Source organism: Pseudomonas sp. SR18, from assembly GCF_023701505.1.
Classification (GTDB): Bacteria; Pseudomonadota; Gammaproteobacteria; order Pseudomonadales; family Pseudomonadaceae; genus Aquipseudomonas; species Aquipseudomonas cyclaminis.
On the sequence record NZ_JAMQAU010000024.1, the window covers coordinates 65204 to 86127 of the forward strand.

A 20924-nucleotide genomic window follows, 5' to 3' on the forward strand; every position below is an offset into this window, starting at 1 on the left:
ATCAGTCTCCAAGCGGCAGGCTACCGGGGCCGCCGCGATAATCGTCCAGGGCCAGTTTGATCCGGCGCAGGCGTTCCTGGTTAGCGTCCGGCAGGGCCAGCGCCAGCTCGGTAGCGAGCAGGTCGATGGCCAACAGCAGGCCATAGCGCGCTGCGGTGGGTTTGTAGATAAAACTGGTTTCGGCCGGTTGCAGGGGCAATACCACGTCCGCCAAACGCGCCAGAGGGGAGTCGGCCAGGGTGATGGCGATGATGCGTGCGTCGTAGTTGCGCGCCAGCGCCACCACGTCCAGCAGTTCCGGCGTCAGGCCGGTCAACGAGCAGACGATCAGCGCATGTTCCGGGCCCAGCGTCGCAGCCGTGACGCGCATCATCACCGGATCGTGGCAAGCGGCAATCGGGTAGCCCAGGCGAACCAGGCGCACTTGTAACTCGTCGCTGCACAGGCTTGACGGGCCGCCCATGCCGAACGCATGGATCATCCGCGCCTTGCTCAGCAGGCTGACCGCATCGGCGAAACTGGCCTGGTCGAACCCCGATAAGTGCTGTCGCAACGTTGCCTCGATGTCCCCCAGAATCTGCCGGTGAAACGCCGACTGTTCGGGCAACCCCGCCGGGTCCAGGAAACGGCTGCCGACGCCACTGGCCTGGGCCAGTTGCAGGCGCAAATCGCGTAGATCACGGCAACCGACGCTGCGGGCAAATCGCGACAACGTTGCCGTACTGACCTCTGCCCGCTGGGACAACGCCTCCAGGCTGGCCGACGCCGCAAAACCTACGTCATCGAGCATCAGCTTGGCGATACGTCCTTCGCCGGCGCTGAAAGAAGCCTGGCGGGCGCGGATCTGGTAGAGGATGTCCATTGGGGCTCCAGGGTCAGAGGATGCAAGACAGACCGTACGTAAGACCGAAGGCGACCACCGAAATCAATGTCTCCAGCACGGTCCAGGTCTTGAAGGTCTGGATCACCGTCATATTGAAGTATTCCTTGATCAGCCAGAAGCCGCCGTCATTCACGTGGGAAAAGATCACCGAACCCGCACCGGTGGCCAGCACCAGTAATTCAGGGTGTGGATAACCCAAGCCCAGGGCGACGGGTGCGACCACGCCGGACGCGGTGGTCATCGCCACCGTGGCCGACCCGGTCGCAACGCGCATCAACGCTGCGAACAACCAGCCCATTACCAGTGGCGACAGGTGAAACGCATGGGCCAGGCCAAGAATTTCGTTGGTCACTCCAGCGTCCACCAGGATGCGATTCAACCCGCCGCCCGCGCCCACCAGCAAGGTGATGCTGGCGGTCGGCGCGAGGCATTCGTTGGTGAACCTGAGGATCGATTCGCGGTTGAAGCCCTGGGCCAATCCCAACGTCCAGAAACTCACCAGGGTCGCCACCAGCAAGGCGATGACCGAGTTGCCGATAAACAGCAGGAATTGGTTGAAGCCGGTCCCCGGCGTGGAGATTACATTGGCCCAACCGCCAATCATCATCAGTACCACCGGCAACAGGATGGTGCCCATGGTCAGCGCGAAACTCGGCAAACGGGTGCGCGGTTCACGCTCGATAAACTGGCGCTCCAGCGGGTTTTCCGCCGGCAGGTGGATGTGCGGCACGATGAACTTGGCGTAAAGGGGGCCGGCAATGATCGCCGTGGGGATACCGATCAGAATCGCATACAGCACGGTCTGCCCCACCGACGCGTTATACGCCAGCACCGCCATCATCGCCGCCGGGTGCGGCGGCACCAGCGCGTGCACCACCGACAGGCCGGCGACCATCGGCAGGCCGACCATCAAAATCGACACGCCGACCCGTCGCGCCACGGTAAAGGCGATGGGCACCAGCAATACAAAACCCACCTCGAAAAACAGCGGCAGCCCAACCAGGAAGGCAATGCACACCATCGCCCAATGGGCGTTGCGCTCGCCAAAACGGTTGATCAAGGTGCGCGCCACCTGCTCCGCACCGCCGGACTCGGCCATCATCTTGCCGAGCATGGTGCCCAGCGCCACCACGAGCGCGATATGCCCCAGGGTCTTGCCGACACCCGCCTCATACGAGCCCATGATCGTGTCCGCCGGCATCCCGGCCATCAGCGCCAGGCCAATGGACACCAGGGTGATGACGATAAACGGGTTGAGTCGGTAACGTGCAATCAGCACGATCAAAGCAATGATGGCGATGGCAGCGTATGCCAACAGCCCGAAGCCCGGTGATGCGGCCATGCGGTACTCCTCGGAAAGGGTCACGTCGATTTGGTTGTGAAACTCATAAATCATTACCGAGGGGTGTTTTCAAATTTTATGAAAGTAAATTTCGCCCACAGACAAGCGCTGTCGCGTTGGGATATGCCCGACACCTGCGTATGAAAATTCAGGGGTTGTTCTTACATGAAGATCAGAGAACCGGAAACTCAACCCAGCCGGTTGAGTCATAGACTGCACATCCACTGTTGCCAGGAACATCGCCCATGATTCGCACGTCTCTCGCCGCCGGCGCCCTGCTTCTCGCCGTCTGCGGCGCGGCCACCGCCGCCGACAACCCAGCGCTGAAAAAATGCATGGACGGCGCCAACACTACCGCCGACATGGTTACTTGCAACGCCAAGCAAGCCAAGGTGCAGGACACGCGTCTGAACAAAGCCTACAAGATCGCCCTCGCCGCCCAGGAAGGTGCCCGCAAGCAGCAACTGCAAGACGTGCAGCGCCTGTGGATACAGTACCGCGATGCCAACTGCGGGTTTATCGGCTCAGCCACCGGCGGCACCATCGATCAGGTCAATGGCACCGGCTGTGTGCTGGACATGACCCAGGCGCGCGCCCAGGAACTGGAAGACCTGGTCGGGCCGTGATCCCCCGCCACAGATGCTCCATCAGTCGTGATGCACCCGCGCCCGCTTGAGCAACTTCTTGCAGCGCTCCGACAAATGCAGCACCCGCAGATGCTTGCCGGCCTTGGTGTAGCGCTCGCGCAGGGTCATCAGCGCGGCAATCGCTGAATAGTCGACAAAACTCAGGTGACGGCAATCCAGCGTCACCTGCTCCGGGTCATTGGCCGGGTCGAACTGATTCAAAAACGGCGTAGTCGAGGCGAAGAACAAGGTGCCGTGCAGGCGATAGAGCTTGCTGCCGTCAGCTTCCTGGTGCTCATCGGCATACAGCTCGCGGGCCTGTTGCCAGGCGAAGTTGAGCGCGGCGATCACGATGCCGCACAGCACGGCGGTCGCCAGGTCGGTAAACACGGTAATCACCGTCACCGCGATAATCACCAGCACATCATTGAGCGGCACCTTGTTGATCACCCGCAGCGACGCCCAGGCAAAGGTCTGCTGGGACACCACGAACATCACCCCCACCAGCGCCGCCAGCGGGATCCGCTCGATCAGCGGTGACAGAAACAGAATGAACAGCAGGATCATCACCCCGGCAAACACCCCGGAAAAGCGCCCGCGCCCGCCGGAGCTGAGGTTGATCACGGTTTGCCCGATCATCGCGCAACCGCCCATGCCGCCGAACAGGCCCGAGACCATATTCGCCGCGCCCAATGCCACACTTTCGCGGTCTGGGTAGCCGCGGGTTTCAGTGATTTCGTCGGTCAGGTTCAGGGTCAGCAGGGTTTCCAGCAGGCCGACCATGGCCATCAGGAACGCATAGGGCGCAATGATGCCGAGGGTTTCCAGGGTCCAGGGGATCTGCGGCAATGCAAAGGTCGGCAGGCCGCCGGCGATGTGGGCCATGTCGCCGAGGGTACGGGTCGGCAGGCCAAGCAGGTACACCGCCAGGCCCACGCCGAGGATCGCCACCAATGCCGGCGGCACGGCGCGGGTCAGGCGTGGCAGCAGGTAGACGATGGCCATGGTCGCCGCCACCAACGCGGTCATCACATACAACGGCGTGCCGCTGAGCCAGGCTTCACCGCTCTTGAAATGCTCCAACTGCGCCAGCGCGATGATAATCGCCAGGCCGTTGACGAAGCCGAGCATCACCGAATGCGGCACCATGCGCACCAGTTTGCCCAGCCGCAGCAGGCCGAAGGCGACCATGATCAACCCGCCCAGCAGCACCGTCGCCAGCAGATACTCCACGCCGTGCTGCACCACCAACGCCACGATCACCACCGCCATCGAGCCCGCCGCACCGGAAACCATACCGGGCCGGCCGCCAAACAAGGCCGTCAGGGTGCAGATGATAAACGCGCCGTACAGGCCCATCAGCGGGTTGAGATGAGCCACCAGGGCAAAGGCGATGCATTCGGGCAGCAGCGCGAAAGACGTGGTGAGGCCGGCCAGGGCATCGGCGCGCAGACGGGTGAGGTTCATGAGGTACCAGGGAATTGCGGGGGATAAGGCAAGGGATGGTACGGAATTGATCAACTCGGGGCTAGTCTGGAAGAGCGAGTCGCCGCCATCGGGGGCAAGCCCCCTCCCACACTTGACCGCATTCCAATGTGGGAGGGGGCTTGCCCCCGATGGCAGCGACTCGGTCTCAAGCGAACCTCACACCCTCTCGCTGCAAATCCACTCAACGACCGACGTGCGCGTCTCAGCACGCATACCGCGCCAGCTTGGCCTGGATAAAGTCCAGGAAGCACTGAATACGCAACGCCAGTTGCGAGTTACGGTAGAACACCGCGTGGATCGGCTGGCGATAACCGCTGTTGAACGCCTCCAGCACTGGCACCAGGCGCCCGGCGTCGATGTCGGCGCTGGTCATGAAGTTCGACAGGCAACAAATGCCCTGCCCTTCCAACGCCAGCTGGCGCAAGGTTTCGCCGCTGGACGCGGCGATGCTCGGCTGGATCAGCCAGCGGTCGCCTTCCACATGGCGCAGCGGCCAGTGGTTGAGGGTTTCGGTCTGGGTGAAGCCGAGCAACGTGTGGTCGGCCAACTCGGCGACGGTCTGCGGCGCGCCGTACTGCTTGAGGTAGTCAGGGCTGGCGAGGATGTGCAGCGGCGTACACCCGAGGGCGCGCGCATGCAGGGTCGAGTCGGCCAGAGCGCCGATGCGGATGGCAATGTCGGTGCTCTGTTCCAGCAGGTCGATGATCAGGTCATCGCTGTTCAACTCCAGCTGGATCTCCGGGTACAGGCTGCGAAACTCGGCGATGTACGGCACGATCCCATGCAGCATGAACGGCACCGCGGCGTTGATACGCAGCCGGCCGGCCGGTTTTTTCTGGCGTGACGACAAGCGCTCTTCCAGCTCATCCATGTGCGCCAGGATCAGCTTGGCCTGTTCGAAGAAGTACTTGCCCTCTTCGGTCAGGTCCATGCGCCGCGTGGTGCGGTTGATCAGCGTGGTGTCGAGTTTGGCTTCCAGGCGCGACAAGGTACGACTGACCGCCGACGGCGTCTGCCCGACCTGCTCCGCCGCAGCGGAAATCGAGCCGCACTCGATCACGCTGACGAAGATCTGTAGCTCATCGGATCGGGCTTTCACGGGCGGTCCTCGTTATCGGTTCACCGCAGCTTACACCGAGAGGTTGAACACCTGCGCCAGATGCTGCTCGTAGCGCGCCACGTCCGCCTCGATGGCCGGGCGTTTCATCACATCCACGCACAGGAAAGTCGGCAGGCCGGTCATGCCGAGGAACTCGTTGGCCTTGTGAAACGGGAAGTACACCGCGTCCACGCCTTTGGCTTCGAAGAAATCGCTCGGGTCGTCGAAGGCTTGCTGCGGCGCGTTCCAGGTCAGTGAGAGCATGTACTGCTTGCCCTGGATCAGGCCGCCACTGCCGTATTTCTGCGAAGCATCGGAACGGGTGCGGCCGTCGCTGGCGTAGAGGCTGCCGTGGCCTTCGGTGAAGACTTCGTCGATGTACTTCTTGACGATCCACGGTGCGCCCATCCACCAGCCGGGCATTTGGTAGATGATCACGTCGGCCCAGAGGAATTTCGCGACTTCGTCGGCGACATCGTAGCCTTCGTCGATATGCGTGACTTTGACGTCGATACCGTTGCGGTCCAACAACGCCAGTGCGGTGTCATGCAAGGTGGTGTTGTAGCGGCCATCGGAGTGGGCGAACTTTTTGCCGCCGTTGAGCAGGAGTACTTTTTTCATGAGAGGGCATCCAGAAGTTGAAAATGTCTGGACGCAGACTATCGACCCCAACCCTTCGGAATAAGCCGTGACCCCGCAAAATACCTTTGATCAAAAAGCACGAATCCAGCAAGCATTGTTAACCACCGATCAGCAGATGACCGCCCAGCAGCGCCATGCCGATGAAAAATACCCGCTTGAACAGCACCGCACTGATGCGCTGGCGCAGCACCTGGCCCAGCCACATGCCCAACAACGCCGGGACCAGCGCCAGCAACGAGGCACTGACCTCACCGCCGCCCAAGGTACCGCGCCAGGCCAAGCCCGCCGCCAGCGCCAGGGTCGACACGGTGAACGACAGACCCAATGCCTGCACCAGTTGATCGCGATTCAAGCCCAGTGCTTGCAGACACGGCACCGCAGGGATCACGAACACGCCGGTGGCCGAGGTGATTACGCCGGTGATCAACCCACACAGCGGGCCCAACCAGCGTTCGGTTGACGGCTTGAGCTTGAAGGCGGGCAAAAACAATCCGCTCAGCGCATACACCAGCAACGCCGCGCCCAACGCCCGCACCACCCAGTGCCCGCCGTCCATGCCCAGCCACAGCGTGCCCAGCCCGGTGCCGAGGAAAATCAGCAACAGCATCGGCCACAGGCGTTTGAGCAAGGCACTCAGATGACCGCCGAATGCCAGTTGCCAGAGGTTGGTGACCGTTGAAGGGATGATCAGCAGCGCCGCAGCCTGCGCCGGCAACATAGCCAGGCCGAGCATGCCCATGGCCACTGTCGGTAAGCCCAGACCGATGACCCCCTTGACCGTGCCGGCCAGCACAAAGGTGCCGATCACCAGCAGGGTCAAGGCGGGGCCGAGATTTTGGTAGAACGCGAGGAAGGTCGTCATGGGGGGATTGTGCGGGTTTGGATGTGCGCTGGAAATTCGCCATATACTGAGGCTGCCTCTTGTTTTGCGGGAGGCTGAAGGCCTCATCGAGAACCCCAGCCATGCACTTTGACCTCACCGACCTGCGCCTCTACCTGCACACCCTCGACACCGGCAACATCACCGCCGGCGCCAGCCGCAGCCATTTATCCCTGGCGGCGGCCAGCGCCCGCATCCGTGCGATGGAAGCGTCTTTTGGTATTGAACTGCTGGAGCGCGGCCGCCGTGGTGTTACCCCTACCGCCGCTGGCAAAGCACTGGCCCGCCATGCGCGCCTGCTGCTGCAACAGGCCGAGCACCTGCAACAGGACCTGGCGGAATACGCAAACGGCATCAAAGGCCAGGTGCGCCTGCTGTGCAACACCACGGCGCTCAGTGAATACCTGCCGGAACTGCTGGCGGATTTTCTGCGCGAACACCCCAACCTCGACATCGACCTGCAGGAATTGCCCAGCCTGCGCATCACCCAGGCCTTGCGCCAGGGCACGGCGGATCTGGGCATCATCTCCGATGCGGTGGATACCCACGGTTTGCAGACCCTGCCCTTTCGCGATGACCCGCTGGTGCTGATCATGCCCCTGGATCATCCCTTGGCTGCCAGCCCGGTGAGTTTTATCGACAGCCTGCCACACGATTACGTCGGCCTCGCGGCCCACAGCGCACTGGCGGTGTACCTGGAAGAGCAAGCGCTGAACGCGGGGTTTCGCTTACACACGCGCATCCGCGCCGAGGGCTTTGATGGGGTGATTCGGATGGTCGCACGGGGCGCTGGCCTGGGCATCGTGCCCCAGGCCGCGCTGGATCGCTGGCATTTGGAGCGCCACTTCAAGGCCCAGCCTCTGGCAGAAGACTGGGCCCGCCGACAGCTATTGCTGTGCACACGTTCGTTCGAACAACTGCCCGGTTACGCCAAAGCCTTGTTCGACGCCTTGGCCCTGCCCTTGCGGAAGAACCCGTAATACACCGCCGACAGAATCAGCAGGAATGGCACGCCAAACACCAACGTCATCTTGAACGCCTCGGTGAAATACGTGGTGATCATCACCGCGCCCATCAGCACCAGGCCCAGCAAGGTGCTGTAGGGAAACAGGCGCAGCTGGAATGAGAGCTTCGGCCCGCCGTGACGCTTGCGATAACGGCGGAAAAACAGGTGCGTGAGGAAGATCATGAACCAGGTGAAGATCGCGCCGAACATCGAGATCGCCATCATCAAGGTGAATGAGCTTTGCGGGTACACCACATTCAACAAGGTCGCCAGGGCAATGCCCGAACTGGACAGCAGCAGCGCATTCAGCGGGATGCCGCTTTTGCTCAGGGCGCCCATGGACTTGGGCGCGAAGCCGGCGCGGGACAAGCTGAACATCATGCGCGTGGTGATGTAGAGCTGGCTGTTCATCGCCGACAGCGCGGCAATCAGGATCACAAAGTTCATCACCCCGGTGGCGCCGGGAATGCCGATGGTCTGCATCACCGTGACGAACGGGCTCTGGGTCTGCCCGGCCTGGCTCCACGGCACGATGGCGAGCATCAGCGCCAGGGTCAGCAGGTAGAACACCACCAACCGCACGATGGTTGCGCGAAAGGCCTTCTTCACCGCCTGCTCCGGGTCGGCGGCTTCACCGGCAGCCACCGCGATCATCTCCACGCTGAGGTAGCTGAAGATCGACACAATCACCGCGATCCACATGCCGCTCAAGCCATGGGGGAAAAATCCGCCGTGTGCGGTGTAGTTCTGCACGCCGTAATCCGGGTTGCCGGAGCCGAACACCACGTACACGGCCAGGATGATGAAGCCGACAATGGCGCTGATCTTGATGGTGGAAAACCAGTATTCGAAGTTACCGAAGGTCTTCACGCTGATCGCATTGAGCACAATCAGCACACTGGAAAACGACACGATCCACACCCACTCCGGCACGTTAGCGAACCAGTACTTCATGTACATCGCCACCGCCGTGACCTCGGCGCCCACCGCCAGCACAATCGCCGCCCAGTACGCATAACGCACCAGGAACCCGGCCAGCGGGCTGATGTAGAACTCGGCATAGGCGCCGAAGGAGCCCGAGGTGGAATGGGCCACCGTCATCTCTGCCAGACACCCCATCAGCAGCAAAGTGATCAGCGCGCCGATGGCGTAACTCACCAGCACACTCGGCCCGGCATAACCGATGGCATAGGCGCTGCCCATGAACAGCCCGGTGCCAATGGCACCACCGATGGCGATCATGCTCATCTGGCCGGAAGTCAGCTGGCGCCGCAGGCCTAGTTCGCGTTGGGTGATTTCGGCAAAGCCGGTGTCGGGTGTGGTCACGTTGGTGTGCCTCTTTATTATTGTGGTTGCACTGTTTGGATATTGTCGCGGATCCCTGTGGGAGGGGTTTAATCAGGTAACGCTGTGGCGGACTTTGAATTGCGGCTGGTCCCAGGTGTTTTCGTCGAGAATCTCACCGAGGATTTCCACGGCGTCCCACACCTCGGTAAAGCTCGTATACAACGGCGTAAACCCAAACCGCATAATCCGCGGCTCGCGGTAATCACCGATCACGCCACGGGCAATCAGGGCCTGGATCACCGCATAACCTTCAGGGTGCTCAAAGCTCACATGGCTACCGCGCCGCGCATGTTCACGCGGAGTGATCAACACCAGGCCGTGCGCCGCGCAACGGGCTTCAACCAGCTCGATAAACAGGTCAGTCAACGCCAGGGATTTGCTGCGCAGGCTGGCCATATCGGTCTGTTCGAAAATCTCCAGGCCACACTCCACCATCGCCAGCGAAGTGATCGGCTGGGTGCCGCACAGGTAGCGCGCGATGCCGGCGCTCGGCGCATAGTTGGACTCCATGGCGAACTGCCGGGTATGCCCGAACCAGCCCGACAGTGGCTGACGCACCAAATCCACCAGCGCCGGGTTAACCCACACGAACGCTTGGGAGCCGGGGCCGCCATTGAGGTACTTGTAGGTGCAGCCAATCGCGTAATCGGCTCCCGCGTTGTGCAGGTCGATGGGCACCGCGCCTGCCGAGTGCGCCAAGTCCCAGATACTCAGCGCACCACATTCATGGCTCAAGGCAGTGAGCGCCTGCATGTCGTACATGTAGCCGGTCTTGTAGTTGACGTGAGTGAGCATCACCACCGCCACATCGCCGTCGATGGCCTGGGGCAGTTCATCCGGGCTGTTCACCAGACGCAGGGAGTAACCCTGTTGCAGCAACTCGGCCAGGCCTTCGGCGATGTACAGGTCGGTGGGAAAGTTGCTCGCTTCGCTGACGATCACCTTGCGCGCGGGTGCGCGTTGGCGCTGCACCGTCAGCGCCGCGCTGAGCACTTTGAACAGGTTGATGGAGGTGGTATCAGTGATCACCACTTCAGCGTCCCGCGCACCGATCAGCGGTGCCAGGCGATTGCCCAGGCGCTGGGACAAATCCGCCCAGCCCGCGCTGTTCCAACTGCGGATCAAGCCATTGCCCCACTCCTGCGCAATCACCTGTTGCGCCCGCGCCAGCGATGCCGCCGGGCGGGCGCCGAGGGAGTTGCCATCGAGGTAAATCACGCCCGCAGGCAAGGTGAACTGATTGCGCAACGGCGCCAGCGAATCCTGGGCGTCGAGGGCTTGGCAATGGCTTCGGGTGGTCATGGTCTGTCCTGGTTTTTATAAGTGAAGATGGACTAGATAATGAACGAAGATTTACAGAATTTTCGTGCAAAGTGGTGGGCAACCAGCTAATTAAGCTGTAGGAAATTCGAAGTTAACCCCCAAATACGCGGATTTATTCTAACCATGATTCTTGACGCCACCGACCTGCGCCTCCTGCATTTCCTGCAACAGGATGGCCGTATCAGCAACCAGGAACTGGCGGAAAAAGTCGCGCTGTCGCCCTCCGCCTGCTTGCGCCGTCTGCGCCTGCTGGAGAGCGAAGGCATCATCAGCGGCTACCGCGCGGTGCTGAACGCCGAACAATTGGGGATCGAGCTGGAAGCCATCGTCCACCTGTCGTTGCGCCAGGACGTGGAGGATTGGCATGAGACCTTTATCAAGAAGGTGCAGGGCTGGCCGGAAGTGGCCAGCGCCTATGTGATCACCGGCGCCAGCAACTATGTACTGCGGGTACAGGCGCGCAACCTCAAGCACTTCTCGGACTTTATCGTGAACCACCTGAACCGCACGGCGGGGGTGATGGATATACGCTCGGAGATTGTGTTGCAGAAGATCAAGGATCGGGATGAGGTGTTGGATTTGGTGCTGCGCAAATAGCGAGCACAACACAGATCAAATGTGGGAGGGGCAGTGCGACGATTCGACTTGCCCCCGATAGCAGTGTGACAGTCACTGAATATTTGGCTGATGCACCGCCATCGGGGCATGGGTATCTACACAACTCTCAAAGGCTTATACATAACTCTGTGGTGAGCGGGCTTGTCCCGCTCACCACAACAGCCCAGTTGCCATAGATTCAGCATCCACGGGAAGTTGTGTAGATACCTATGCCCATCGGGGGCAAGCCCCCTCCCACATTTTTGACCGTATTGATCAATCCTCCAGGGCACGAACCCGCTGCATGCGTTTCTGTTCTATCGGCGCGTCAGCCACCTGCAATTCAAAGTCAAAATCAATCTGCGCAAACCGCCCTTGCACACAAAACTCCCGCGCCAGTTGCTGATCGTCACTGAAGCGAATTTCAGCAATCAATTCATCCCGCGTCGCGTAGGCGAAGTCATCGTGCAGGTAAGGATCGTCCGACAGGTTGATCTGGGTGGTCAGGTGCCGGTGGCCCGGCGCCGAGATAAAGAAGTGGATATGCGCCGGCCGCTGCCCATGACGCCCGAGCTGATCAAGCAGTTGCTGGGTCGGCCCGGTCGGCGGACAGCCGTAGCCGGACGGCACGATGCTGCGAAAACGGTAGTTGCCCTGGGCGTCAGTCTCGATGCGGCGGCGCAGGTTGAACTCCGACTGAGCGGGATCAAACCACGAATAAGTGCCGCCGGTGTTGGCCTGCCAAACATCCACGATCGCCCCGGCCAACGGTTTGCCGTCGGTGTCGCGCACCTGCCCGCGCATGAACAGCGGCACCGCCGCATCTGTCCCATCATCCAGGCGCGCTTCGTACTGGGACAGCGGCGCACCGGCCACATACAGCGGGCCTTCGATGGTGCGCGGGGTGCCGCCGGATTTGCCGGCTTCTTCGTCGGCGGCGTCCATCAACAGGTCCAGGTAGTGTTCCAGGCCCAGCCCGGCGGCGAGCAGCCCGGCTTCCTGATTCTTGCCCAGCTCGTTGAGGTAGTTGACCGCCTTCCAGAACTCTTCGGGGGTCACGTCCAAGTCTTCGATGATGTTCACGGTGTCGCGCAAAATCCGGTAGATCAGCGCTTTGGTGCGCGGGTTACCGCCGTCATTGAGGTTGCCGCTGGCTTCTTCGAGAAACCGTTGGGCGTGGACAGTCTGGGACAGTCGGGTGGACATGGTGCAATCCTCATCTTGTAATTATTGGGTGTAGAGCAGGCTCAACGGTCGTCCTCATGGATCGACGAAGGGTGTCGGCACAGGGCGTTCACTTCGATGGCCATGTAGGGATAAAGCGGCAGTTGCATCAGCAGGTCGTGCAGTTCTTGCACGCTGTCGACGTCGAACACGCTGTAGTTGGCGTAGAGCCCGGCAATGCGCCACAAGTGGCGCCATTTGCCCTGCTGCTGCAGGCGCTGCGCCAGGGCTTTTTCGTCGGCCTTGAGGCTGGCGGCGCGCTCGGGGTTCATGTCGACGGGCAGGTTCACGGTCATTTTTACGTGGAACAACATGGCAGGCGCCTCTTAGTGTTTATCACGACGCAAGAACGCCAGGCGCTCCTCGTCGATGGCCAGGCCCAGGCCCGGCGCGTGGGAAACATGCAGCTGGAAATCGCGGTACACCGGCGGTTCGGTGAGGATGTCTTCGGTGAGCAGCAGCGGGCCGAACAGTTCGGTGCCCCACGCCAATTTGTCGAGGGTCAGGAACGCATGTGCCGAGGCCAGGGTGCCGATGCCGCCTTCCAGCATGGTCCCGCCGTACAGACCAATACCGGCGGCTTCGGCAATCGCCGCCGTGCGTAACACCGCACGTGGGCCGCCGTTCTTGGCGATCTTGAGGGCGAATACCGACGCCGCGCCTTCACGGGCCAGGTTGAAGGCATCCTCGACACACTCGATGGACTCATCCGCCATGATCGGCGCCGGGCTCGACAGGTTCAGCCGCGCCATGCCGCCACGGTTGTTACGCGAGATCGGTTGCTCGATCAGGTCGATACCGTTGTCGCCCAGTACCTTGCAGGCCCGCAGCGCGACGGCTTCATCCCACGCCTGATTGACGTCGACGCGCACACTGGCGCGCTCGCCCAAAGCCTTTTTGATTGCGATCACATGGGCCAGGTCGCGGCCTACTTCGCCTGCGCCAATCTTCAGTTTGAAGATGCGGTGGCGGCGCAGGTCGAGCATCTTTTCAGCCTCGGCAATGTCTTGCTCGGTGTTGCCACTGGCCAAGGTCCAGGCCACCGGCAGCGCGTCACGCACGCGACCGCCGAGCAGTTCGCTCACCGGCAGGTTCAGGCGCTTGCCCAGCGCATCGAGCAACGCACTTTCAAGCCCGGATTTGGCAAAGGTATTACCGCGAATACTGCGCTCCAGGCGCAACATGGCGGCGTTGATGTTGCTGGCGTCCTGGCCGATCAACAGCGGCGCAAAGTGGCGATCGATGTTGATCTTGATGCTGTCGGGGCTTTCGTTGCCGTAGCTCAAGCCGCCGATGGTGGTGGACTCACCGATGCCTTCGATGCCATCGGCGCAACGCACGCGGATGATCACCAGGGTCTGGTTTTGCATCGTGTGCATTGCCAGCTTGTGCGGGCGGATGGTGGGGAGGTCGACGATGATGGTCTCGATCGACTCAATGGCGCAAATCGGCATGGCAATACCCGTTGGGTTCTTTATAGGTTTGCGCTGATTCTGTTCCCCGTCTTTCCAGGGGGCCAATATAGAATTAGTCTCGAACAATACTCTTAAGGTATGAAAGGAGCCGTCATGGAGCTGCGTCATCTGCGCTATTTCCAGGTGCTGGGCGAAACCCTCAACTTCACCCGCGCCGCCGAACGCCTGCACATCGCACAGCCGCCATTGAGCCGGCAGATCCAGCAACTGGAGGATGAGCTGGGCGTGATTCTGCTGGAGCGCGGCCGACCGCTGCGGCTGACTGAAGCCGGGCGGTTTTTCTATGAGCACGCCAATCTGTTGCTTGAACAGTTGAACAAGGTCTGCGACAGCACCCGGCGCATCGGCCAGGGTGAAAAGACCTGGCTGGGCATCGGTTTTGCGCCCTCGACCTTGTATGGCGTGTTGCCCGAGCTGATCCGCCGCCTGCGCAGCCATGAGGCGCTGGAGCTGGAATTGGGCCTGTCGGAGATGACCACCTTGCAGCAGGTCGAAGCGCTCAAGGCTGGGCGCATTGATGTGGGGTTCGGGCGCATCCGCATTGACGACCCGGCCATCGACCAGCGCGTACTGGTGGAGGATCGGCTGGTGGCGGTGCTGCCTGCCGGGCATGCGCTGCTCACCGCGCCCGTCACCCTTGCCCAACTGGCCGCCGAGCCCTTTGTGTTGTACCCCGGCAACCCGCGCCCCAGTTATGCCGACCATGTGATCGCCCTGTTCGACACCCACGGCTTGAGCCTCAAGGTGGCGCAGTGGACCAACGAGCTGCAGACCGCGATTGGCTTGGTCGGCGCGGGCATGGGCGTGACGCTGGTGCCCGCCTCGGTGCAGGTGCTGCATCGGGCGGACATCGGTTACACGCCGATTGTGGAAACCACAGCGACCTCGCCGATTATTCTCAGCCGAAGGGTGAATGATCAGTCGCCGGGGCTCAGGCATTGTTTGCAGTTGGTTGAAGAGCTGATCTGAAGGGTCAGAGGCTGCGTAGGCGATTGCGCTGCAAGGTCTGGCTGGGAGATTCATCAAAGAGTTTTCTGTACTCCGCCGAAAACCGCCCAAGGTGGGTAAAGCCCCACCCCAGGGCGATCTCGGAGATGGTGCGGATAGAGCCATGTTCAAGAATTTCCTGGCGCACCGCACCCAGTCGGTACTTCTTCAGGTAGGCCATCGGCGACAAGGCAAAGTACTTGCGGAACGCGTCGAACAGCTTGAAGCGCGACACGCCCGCGGCGGCTTCCAAGTCTTCCAGGTGCACCGCTTCGCGGGCGTTGTCGTGAATGTACTGACGCGCGCGGATCAAATAATGCGGCAGCTTCACGCCGAGTACGTCGCGCAGTTCCTCGGAGTAGTTATTCGGCTGGGCCAGGATCAAACCCTTGATCAGCGAGCTTTCCAGGTCGCGGGTAAACGCGGCCTGCTCGTACAGCTCGCTGCTGCGCTCCAACTCGGCGATAAAGTAGCGCGCCATGCGCCACCACGACGCCGGGGCGCCGTCCACCGCGTCCATCACGGATTCAAAGCGCAGCGGCGCGTCAATGGGCCGTTGCAGCAAACCTTCCAGGGATTCACTCATCGCCGCCCGCGTAATCACCACTTGCAGCTTGCGGCAGTCGCCGGAAATCGCCAGCACCTGGTGCTCGTTGGGCGAGATGATCACGCCTTGATCGCGGTTGGAACTCAGGCGCTCACCGTTTTTGCTCAACTCCTGTTCACCCACCAGCGGCAGGCTGAGGCTATAGCTGCTGAAGTGCTCGGCATCCTCGATGTCGATGGTCACGTCGGTGCCGTACTCGATCACACCCAACGTCGTGGCGCGGGACTTGAACACATTGGCGCTGTGGTGGAAACGCAGGCGCTCGGGGGTCGTCGTCGCCAGGCGGTGCGGCCCGCAGATGCCGGACATCCAGCTGCGGGCGCCTTCCAGGTCGAAGCGTTGGATATGGATATCGCGTGTCTGGCTGCTCATCAGGGTGCACCCACGGCGGTTAGGCGTTTGCGCGCTCTGGCGGCGCGTCGTTATCGTTGTTGGACAGCAAGTTCTGCGCCACGCCGGCAGTATCGCCACGGAGTGGATAGCAACGGCCGACTATGTGGATAAGTCACCGCGTTTCACGTCCCTTGCGCCCTCTGACAGTAGCGCATGGCGTTACCCCGCCGCACCGTGTTGGGTACTGCGCGCCCAACTTTGCGGCCCATCTTCCCCCATTAAGCGGATAGCCCGCGCCCTGCCCCGCTGCCTCTAATAAACCACCGATTAGCCCCTATCAAAAAGGTGCCTCCCATGAGTGGTGCAAGAAGCGTCGAGCAGTGGAAAAGCTTTATCGACAGCTGCCTGGATTTTCGTCCGGCAGACGAAGTGTTCCGTATCGCCCGGGACATGTTCACCGAGCCTGAGCTGTTCGACCTGGAGATGGAACTGATCTTCGAAAAGAACTGGATCTACGCCTGCCACGAAAGCGAACTGGCGAATAACCACGACTTCGTGACCCTGCGCGCCGGGCGCCAGCCGATGATCATCACCCGCGATGGCGAAGGCCAGCTTAATGCGCTGATCAACGCCTGCCAGCATCGCGGCACCACCCTGACCCGCGTCGGCAAGGGCAACCAGTCGACGTTTACCTGCCCGTTCCACGCCTGGTGCTACAAAAGCGATGGCCGGCTGGTGAAGGTCAAGGCGCCGGGGGAATACCCGGAGGGTTTCGACAAAGCCACCCGCGGCCTGAAAAAGGCGCGCATCGAAAGCTACAAGGGTTTTGTGTTTATCAGCCTGGACGTGAACGGCACGAACAGCCTGGAAGACTTCCTCGGCGATGCCAAAGTGTTTTTCGACATGATGGTCGCGCAGTCCGCCACCGGTGAACTGGAAGTGCTGCCGGGCAAATCCGCCTACACCTACGACGGCAACTGGAAGCTGCAGAACGAAAACGGCCTGGACGGTTATCACGTGAGCACCGTGCACTACAACTACGTGGCCACCGTGCAGCATCGCCAACAGGTCAATACCGAGAACGGCACCGCTTCAGGCACAACACTGGACTACAGCAAACTCGGCGCGGGTGATGCGAACACCGATGACGGCTGGTTCGCCTTCAACAATGGCCACAGCCTGTTGTTCAGCGACATGCCCAATCCCTCCGTACGTTCCGGCTACAGCACCATCATGCCGCGCCTGGTGGAAGAGCACGGCCAGCAAAAAGCCGAATGGATGATGCACCGCCTGCGCAACCTGAATATCTACCCGAGCCTGTTCTTCCTCGACCAGATCAGCTCGCAGCTGCGCATCATCCGTCCGGTCGCGTGGAACAAGACCGAAATCATCAGCCAATGCCTGGGGGTGAAAAACGAGTCCGACGCCGACCGCGAAAACCGCATTCGCCAGTTCGAGGACTTCTTCAACGTATCGGGCATGGGCACGCCGGACGATTTGGTGGAGTTTCGCGAAGCCCAGCGCGGTTTCCAGGGGCGCCTGGAGCGCTGGAGCGATATCTCCCGTGGCAGCCATCGCTGGGAAACCGGGCCGACGCCCAACAGCGAAGCCATCGGCATCCAACCGGCGATGACCGGCACCGAATTCACCCACGAAGGGCTGTACGTCAACCAGCACCGCAATTGGCAACAGTTCCTGCTCAAGGGCCTGGACAAACAAGCGCTGACACTGCGGGAGGTGGAATGATGAACGCGCAATTGCAGTACCGGATCGAGCAGTTCTTCTACCGCAAGTCCGAACTCTGCGACGCCCAGGACTGGGACGGCTATGTACAGTTGTTCGACCCGCAGAGTGAATTCCACCTGCCGCAATGGGACTCGGAACATGTGTACACCCGCGATCCCAAACGCGAGATGTCGCTGATTTACTACGCCAACCGTTCCGGCCTGGAAGACCGCATCTTTCGCCTGCGCACCGGCAAGGCCGCGTCAGCCACGCCAATGCCGCGCACTTTGCACCTGATCAATAACGTGCGCATTGCCGAACAGGCGGATGGCGCGCTGGAGGTGAAGCTGAACTGGCACACGCTGTTCTATCGGCTGGCGACGTCGGAGCAGTTTTACGGACAGGCCACCTACAGCCTCAAGCCCGATGGCGACAGCTGGTTGATCACCCGCAAGCATGCGTTGTTGCTCAACGACACCATCAACTCGGTGCTGGATTTCTATCACCTCTAAAGCGCCCTTGTTGTGGTGGTGAGCGTGCTTTTTGTGGTGAGCGGGCTTGCCACAACAACCCGTGCGTACGTCATAAATAGGTGGGGAACAACACATGAATCACAAAGTGGCCTTCAGTTTTGCCGACGGCAAGACCCTGTTTTTCCCGGTGGGCGCCAATGAAATCCTGCTGGATGCAGCCTTGCGCAATGGCATCAAGATCCCGTTGGACTGCCGCGAAGGTGTGTGCGGCACCTGCCAGGGTCGTTGCGAATCGGGCGATTACACCCAGGATTACGTGGACGACGAGGCCCTCTCCAGCCTCGACCTGCAACAACGCAAGATGCTCAGTTGCCAGACGCGGGTGAAGTCCGACGCCACCTTTTACTTCGACTTTGATTCAAGCCTGTGCAATGCGCCGAACCCGGAGCAGGTGCGCGGGACAGTCAGCAAAGTGCAGCAGGTGTCGGCCAGTACAGCGATTCTCCACGTGCAATTGGACGCGCCGCTGGAGTTTCTGCCCGGCCAATATGCACGCCTCTCGGTGCCTGGCACGAACAGTTGGCGCTCCTACTCGTTCGCCAACCTGGCGGGCAATCAATTGCAGTTCCTGATCCGCTTGCTGCCCGATGGGGTGATGAGCAACTACCTGCGTGAGCGCTGCCAAGTCGGCGATGAACTGCTGATGGAGGCACCGCTGGGTGCGTTCTACCTGCGGCATGTCACCCAGCCGCTGGTGCTGGTCGCCGGTGGCACTGGGTTGTCGGCGCTGCTGGGCATGCTTGATCAACTGGCTGCCACCGGCTGCGAGCAGCCGGTGCATCTCTACTACGGCGTGCGCGGCGCCGAGGATTTATGCGAAGCGCCACGCATCGCGGCCTACGCGGCGCAACTGCCGGGTTTTCGCTACACCGAAGTCCTCAGCGACGCCGCAGATGAATGGCCGGGCAAGCGCGGCTACCTGACCCAACATTTCGACCTGGCCGAATTGCGGGACAGATCGGCGGATATGTATGTGTGCGGCCCCCCTCCGATGGTCGAATCCATCCAACAATGGCTGTCGGATCAGGCACTTGATGGCGTTCAGCTGTATTACGAAAAGTTTACGCAGAGTAATATCTGACTCCTCAGCACTTCTGAGGGGCGGGTGCGGCGTGCAATCAACCCCAAGAAAAACAAGTAGAAGGGAACGTTAATGGCGGATGACATGGTTAACCCGGTAGGCCTCAAGCGTGGCCTGAAGAACCGGCATATTCAGCTGATCGCCTTGGGAGGGGCGATTGGCACGGGATTGTTCCTCGGCTCGGCCGGGGTACTCAAGTCGGCGGGCCCGTCGATGATCCTGGGCTACGCGATTGCAGGTTTCATTGCGTTCCTGATCATGCGCCAGCTCGGTGAAATGATCGTCGAAGAACCGGTGGCCGGCTCCTTCAGCCACTTCGCGCACAAATACTGGGGCGGTTACGCGGGCTTCCTCGCCGGCTGGAACTACTGGGTGCTCTACGTGCTGGTGGGCATGGCCGAACTGACGGCCGTGGGCAAGTACATCCAGTTCTGGTGGCCGGAGATCCCGACCTGGGTCAGCGCGCTGGTGTTCTTTGTCGCGGTGAACCTGATCAACACCCTGAACGTGAAGTTCTTCGGTGAAACCGAGTTCTGGTTCGCAATCATCAAAGTGGTGGCGATTGTCGGCATGATCGTGCTCGGCTGCTACCTGCTGTTCAGCGGCACCGGCGGCCCGCAAGCATCCGTCAGCAACCTGTGGAGCCACGGCGGGTTCTTCCCGAATGGCGGCATGGGGCTGTTGATGTCGATGGCGTTCATCATGTTCTCGTTCGGTGGCCTGGAGTTGGTAGGCATCACCGCCGCCGAAGCCAGCGAACCGCGCAAGGTGATCCCCAAGGCGATCAACCAGGTGGTCTACCGGATCCTGATTTTCTACGTCGGCGCCCTGACCGTACTGCTGTCGCTGTACCCATGGGACCAACTGCTGCAAACCCTCGGCGCGTCGGGCGACGCGTACAGCGGCAGCCCGTTTGTGCAGATCTTCTCGCTGATCGGTAACGACACCGCTGCGCACATCCTCAACTTCGTGGTGCTGACGGCGGCGCTGTCGGTGTACAACAGCGGCGTGTACTGCAACAGCCGCATGTTGTTTGGCCTGGCCGAACAAGGCGATGCGCCCAAGGCGCTGATGAAACTCAACAAGCAAGGCGTGCCACTGCGAGCCCTGGCGATTTCGGCGTTGGTGACGATGCTGTGCGTGGTGGTCAACTACGTGGCGCCGCAAAGTGCCCTGGAGTTGCTGTTTGCGCTGGTGGTTGCGTCGCTGATGATCAACTGGGCGCTGATCAGCATCACTCACATCAAGTTCCGCAAGGCCATGGGCGAGCAAGGCGTGACGCCATCGTTCAAGACCTTCTGGTTCCCGTTCAGCAACTACCTGTGCCTGGCGTTCATGCTGATGATCATCAGCGTGATGCTGGCGATTCCGGGGATTCGCGAGTCGGTGTATGCGATGCCGGTGTGGGTGGGGATTATCTACATTGCCTATCGGATGCGGGTTCGCAAAAGCAACGCGGTAGTGAACGCACAGTGATTCCTGTGGGAGCCCGGCTTGTTTGGGAGCCGGGCTTGCCCGCGATGCAGACGACTCGGTTTACAGTGAGACCCAAGTGATGCCATCGCAGGCAAGCCAGCTCCCACAGTTTTGAATGCATTCTGTCTAGTCCTGAAATAGGTTTACACCTGTTTGAGTCTCAAAACGCCTGATGCACCGCATCGGGCGTTTTGTATTTCAGGGATAAGTGCGGCCGCTCCCCGTTGTAGATCAGCACCGACTCATCCAC

Annotated in this window: 20 protein-coding genes; 8 read left to right on the forward strand and 12 right to left on the reverse strand. The window is 61.0% G+C overall.

Annotation, left to right across the window (positions count from 1 at the left end; all coding sequences use genetic code 11):
- Window position 1 precedes the first annotated feature (1 nt).
- Window positions 2–862 (reverse strand): MurR/RpiR family transcriptional regulator, encoded by an 861-nt coding sequence (locus NDJ82_RS25955; RefSeq protein ID WP_250926574.1) that lies wholly within the window; start codon window positions 860–862, stop codon window positions 2–4.
- A 13-nt stretch (window positions 863–875) separates the two neighbouring features.
- Complete coding sequence (locus NDJ82_RS25960; RefSeq protein ID WP_244653895.1) at window positions 876–2225, reverse strand: GntT/GntP/DsdX family permease; 1350 nt, start codon at window positions 2223–2225, stop codon at window positions 876–878.
- Between the two features lie 245 nt (window positions 2226–2470).
- On the opposite strand from NDJ82_RS25960, the gene NDJ82_RS25965 reads away from it, so the two are divergent.
- Complete coding sequence (locus NDJ82_RS25965; protein WP_250926575.1) at window positions 2471–2851, forward strand: lysozyme inhibitor LprI family protein; 381 nt, start codon at window positions 2471–2473, stop codon at window positions 2849–2851.
- A gap of 21 nt (window positions 2852–2872) precedes the next feature.
- On the opposite strand, the gene NDJ82_RS25970 is transcribed toward NDJ82_RS25965, so the two are convergent.
- The 4 genes from NDJ82_RS25970 to NDJ82_RS25985 all read right to left on the reverse strand — a co-directional run bounded on the left by NDJ82_RS25970 (window position 2873) and on the right by NDJ82_RS25985 (window position 6942).
- The gene (locus NDJ82_RS25970) at window positions 2873–4318 is read right to left on the reverse strand and encodes a SulP family inorganic anion transporter (RefSeq protein WP_099587245.1); all 1446 of its coding nucleotides are present in this window, start codon (window positions 4316–4318) and stop codon (window positions 2873–2875) included.
- 223 nt (window positions 4319–4541) lie between these two features.
- Window positions 4542–5438, reverse strand: a complete 897-nt coding sequence (locus NDJ82_RS25975; protein ID WP_099587244.1) for a LysR family transcriptional regulator — start codon at window positions 5436–5438, stop codon at window positions 4542–4544.
- Between the two features lie 30 nt (window positions 5439–5468).
- Window positions 5469–6059 carry an NADPH:quinone oxidoreductase MdaB gene (gene mdaB, locus NDJ82_RS25980; protein ID WP_158878355.1) on the reverse strand — a complete coding sequence of 197 codons (591 nt, stop codon included), beginning with the start codon at window positions 6057–6059 and terminating at the stop codon, window positions 5469–5471.
- Between the two features lie 118 nt (window positions 6060–6177).
- On the reverse strand, window positions 6178–6942 hold the full coding sequence (locus tag NDJ82_RS25985) for a sulfite exporter TauE/SafE family protein (RefSeq protein WP_250926576.1): 765 nt from the start codon (window positions 6940–6942) through the stop codon (window positions 6178–6180).
- Between the two features lie 101 nt (window positions 6943–7043).
- Between NDJ82_RS25985 and NDJ82_RS25990 the strand changes: the two genes are divergently transcribed.
- The gene (locus NDJ82_RS25990) at window positions 7044–7940 is read left to right on the forward strand and encodes a LysR family transcriptional regulator (RefSeq protein WP_250926577.1); all 897 of its coding nucleotides are present in this window, start codon (window positions 7044–7046) and stop codon (window positions 7938–7940) included.
- Here the strand turns inward: NDJ82_RS25990 and NDJ82_RS25995 are convergent.
- Window positions 7886–9292, reverse strand: coding sequence for an amino acid permease (locus NDJ82_RS25995; RefSeq protein ID WP_099587240.1), 1407 nt, complete (start codon window positions 9290–9292; stop codon window positions 7886–7888). The genes NDJ82_RS25990 and NDJ82_RS25995 overlap by 55 nt on opposite strands.
- Before the next feature lie 72 nt (window positions 9293–9364).
- Window positions 9365–10615, reverse strand: a complete 1251-nt coding sequence (gene kynU, locus NDJ82_RS26000) for a kynureninase (RefSeq protein WP_158878351.1) — start codon at window positions 10613–10615, stop codon at window positions 9365–9367.
- Window positions 10616–10759: 144 nt separating this feature from the next.
- On the opposite strand from kynU, the gene NDJ82_RS26005 reads away from it, so the two are divergent.
- Complete coding sequence (locus tag NDJ82_RS26005) at window positions 10760–11233, forward strand: Lrp/AsnC family transcriptional regulator (protein ID WP_003194103.1); 474 nt, start codon at window positions 10760–10762, stop codon at window positions 11231–11233.
- A gap of 276 nt (window positions 11234–11509) precedes the next feature.
- On the opposite strand, the gene catA is transcribed toward NDJ82_RS26005, so the two are convergent.
- From catA to NDJ82_RS26020, 3 genes are read right to left on the reverse strand one after another with little or no spacing between them, the layout of a single operon-like run.
- Window positions 11510–12439 (reverse strand): catechol 1,2-dioxygenase, encoded by a 930-nt coding sequence (gene catA / locus NDJ82_RS26010; RefSeq protein WP_250926578.1) that lies wholly within the window; start codon window positions 12437–12439, stop codon window positions 11510–11512.
- Window positions 12440–12480: 41 nt separating this feature from the next.
- Window positions 12481–12771 (reverse strand): muconolactone Delta-isomerase, encoded by a 291-nt coding sequence (gene catC / locus NDJ82_RS26015; RefSeq protein WP_112196736.1) that lies wholly within the window; start codon window positions 12769–12771, stop codon window positions 12481–12483.
- Window positions 12772–12783: 12 nt separating this feature from the next.
- On the reverse strand, window positions 12784–13911 hold the full coding sequence (locus NDJ82_RS26020; RefSeq protein ID WP_112196737.1) for a muconate cycloisomerase family protein: 1128 nt from the start codon (window positions 13909–13911) through the stop codon (window positions 12784–12786).
- A gap of 114 nt (window positions 13912–14025) precedes the next feature.
- Here NDJ82_RS26020 and NDJ82_RS26025 point away from each other — a divergent pair, with 114 nt between their 5' ends.
- Entirely contained in the window at window positions 14026–14901 is an 876-nt protein-coding gene (locus NDJ82_RS26025) for a LysR family transcriptional regulator (RefSeq protein WP_250926579.1), read from the forward strand.
- A gap of 4 nt (window positions 14902–14905) precedes the next feature.
- Here the strand turns inward: NDJ82_RS26025 and NDJ82_RS26030 are convergent, their stop codons facing one another.
- Window positions 14906–15898, reverse strand: coding sequence for an AraC family transcriptional regulator (locus tag NDJ82_RS26030; protein WP_099587234.1), 993 nt, complete (start codon window positions 15896–15898; stop codon window positions 14906–14908).
- Between the two features lie 315 nt (window positions 15899–16213).
- Here NDJ82_RS26030 and antA point away from each other — a divergent pair, with 315 nt between their 5' ends.
- From antA to NDJ82_RS26050, 4 genes are all read left to right on the forward strand, one after another.
- On the forward strand, window positions 16214–17605 hold the full coding sequence (gene antA, locus NDJ82_RS26035) for an anthranilate 1,2-dioxygenase large subunit (RefSeq protein WP_191948335.1): 1392 nt from the start codon (window positions 16214–16216) through the stop codon (window positions 17603–17605).
- Window positions 17605–18096, forward strand: a complete 492-nt coding sequence (gene antB / locus NDJ82_RS26040; RefSeq protein ID WP_099587232.1) for an anthranilate 1,2-dioxygenase small subunit — start codon at window positions 17605–17607, stop codon at window positions 18094–18096. Before antA ends, antB begins: the two co-directional genes overlap by 1 nt.
- Window positions 18097–18190: 94 nt before the next feature.
- Complete coding sequence (gene antC, locus NDJ82_RS26045; protein ID WP_112196740.1) at window positions 18191–19198, forward strand: anthranilate 1,2-dioxygenase electron transfer component AntC; 1008 nt, start codon at window positions 18191–18193, stop codon at window positions 19196–19198.
- A 72-nt stretch (window positions 19199–19270) separates the two neighbouring features.
- Window positions 19271–20674 (forward strand): amino acid permease, encoded by a 1404-nt coding sequence (locus NDJ82_RS26050; RefSeq protein WP_099587230.1) that lies wholly within the window; start codon window positions 19271–19273, stop codon window positions 20672–20674.
- The last annotated feature ends 250 nt before the right edge of the window (window positions 20675–20924 follow it).

Excerpts from the sequence above, each read along its gene's own strand:
- NDJ82_RS25955 (WP_250926574.1), bottom strand. The coding sequence starts at position 862 with ATGGACATCCTCTACCAGATCCGCGCCCGCCAGGCTTCTTTCAGCGCC.
- NDJ82_RS25960 (WP_244653895.1), bottom strand. The coding sequence starts at position 2,225 with ATGGCCGCATCACCGGGCTTCGGGCTGTTGGCATACGCTGCCATCGCC.
- NDJ82_RS25965 (WP_250926575.1), top strand. The coding sequence starts at position 2,471 with ATGATTCGCACGTCTCTCGCCGCCGGCGCCCTGCTTCTCGCCGTCTGC.
- NDJ82_RS25970 (WP_099587245.1), bottom strand. The coding sequence starts at position 4,318 with ATGAACCTCACCCGTCTGCGCGCCGATGCCCTGGCCGGCCTCACCACG.
- mdaB (WP_158878355.1), bottom strand. The coding sequence starts at position 6,059 with ATGAAAAAAGTACTCCTGCTCAACGGCGGCAAAAAGTTCGCCCACTCC.
- NDJ82_RS25985 (WP_250926576.1), bottom strand. The coding sequence starts at position 6,942 with ATGACGACCTTCCTCGCGTTCTACCAAAATCTCGGCCCCGCCTTGACC.
- NDJ82_RS25990 (WP_250926577.1), top strand. The coding sequence starts at position 7,044 with ATGCACTTTGACCTCACCGACCTGCGCCTCTACCTGCACACCCTCGAC.
- kynU (WP_158878351.1), bottom strand. The coding sequence starts at position 10,615 with ATGACCACCCGAAGCCATTGCCAAGCCCTCGACGCCCAGGATTCGCTG.
- NDJ82_RS26005 (WP_003194103.1), top strand. The coding sequence starts at position 10,760 with ATGATTCTTGACGCCACCGACCTGCGCCTCCTGCATTTCCTGCAACAG.
- catA (WP_250926578.1), bottom strand. The coding sequence starts at position 12,439 with ATGTCCACCCGACTGTCCCAGACTGTCCACGCCCAACGGTTTCTCGAA.
- catC (WP_112196736.1), bottom strand. The coding sequence starts at position 12,771 with ATGTTGTTCCACGTAAAAATGACCGTGAACCTGCCCGTCGACATGAAC.
- NDJ82_RS26020 (WP_112196737.1), bottom strand. The coding sequence starts at position 13,911 with ATGCCGATTTGCGCCATTGAGTCGATCGAGACCATCATCGTCGACCTC.
- NDJ82_RS26025 (WP_250926579.1), top strand. The coding sequence starts at position 14,026 with ATGGAGCTGCGTCATCTGCGCTATTTCCAGGTGCTGGGCGAAACCCTC.
- NDJ82_RS26030 (WP_099587234.1), bottom strand. The coding sequence starts at position 15,898 with ATGAGCAGCCAGACACGCGATATCCATATCCAACGCTTCGACCTGGAA.
- antA (WP_191948335.1), top strand. The coding sequence starts at position 16,214 with ATGAGTGGTGCAAGAAGCGTCGAGCAGTGGAAAAGCTTTATCGACAGC.
- antB (WP_099587232.1), top strand. The coding sequence starts at position 17,605 with ATGAACGCGCAATTGCAGTACCGGATCGAGCAGTTCTTCTACCGCAAG.
- antC (WP_112196740.1), top strand. The coding sequence starts at position 18,191 with ATGAATCACAAAGTGGCCTTCAGTTTTGCCGACGGCAAGACCCTGTTT.
- NDJ82_RS26050 (WP_099587230.1), top strand. The coding sequence starts at position 19,271 with ATGGCGGATGACATGGTTAACCCGGTAGGCCTCAAGCGTGGCCTGAAG.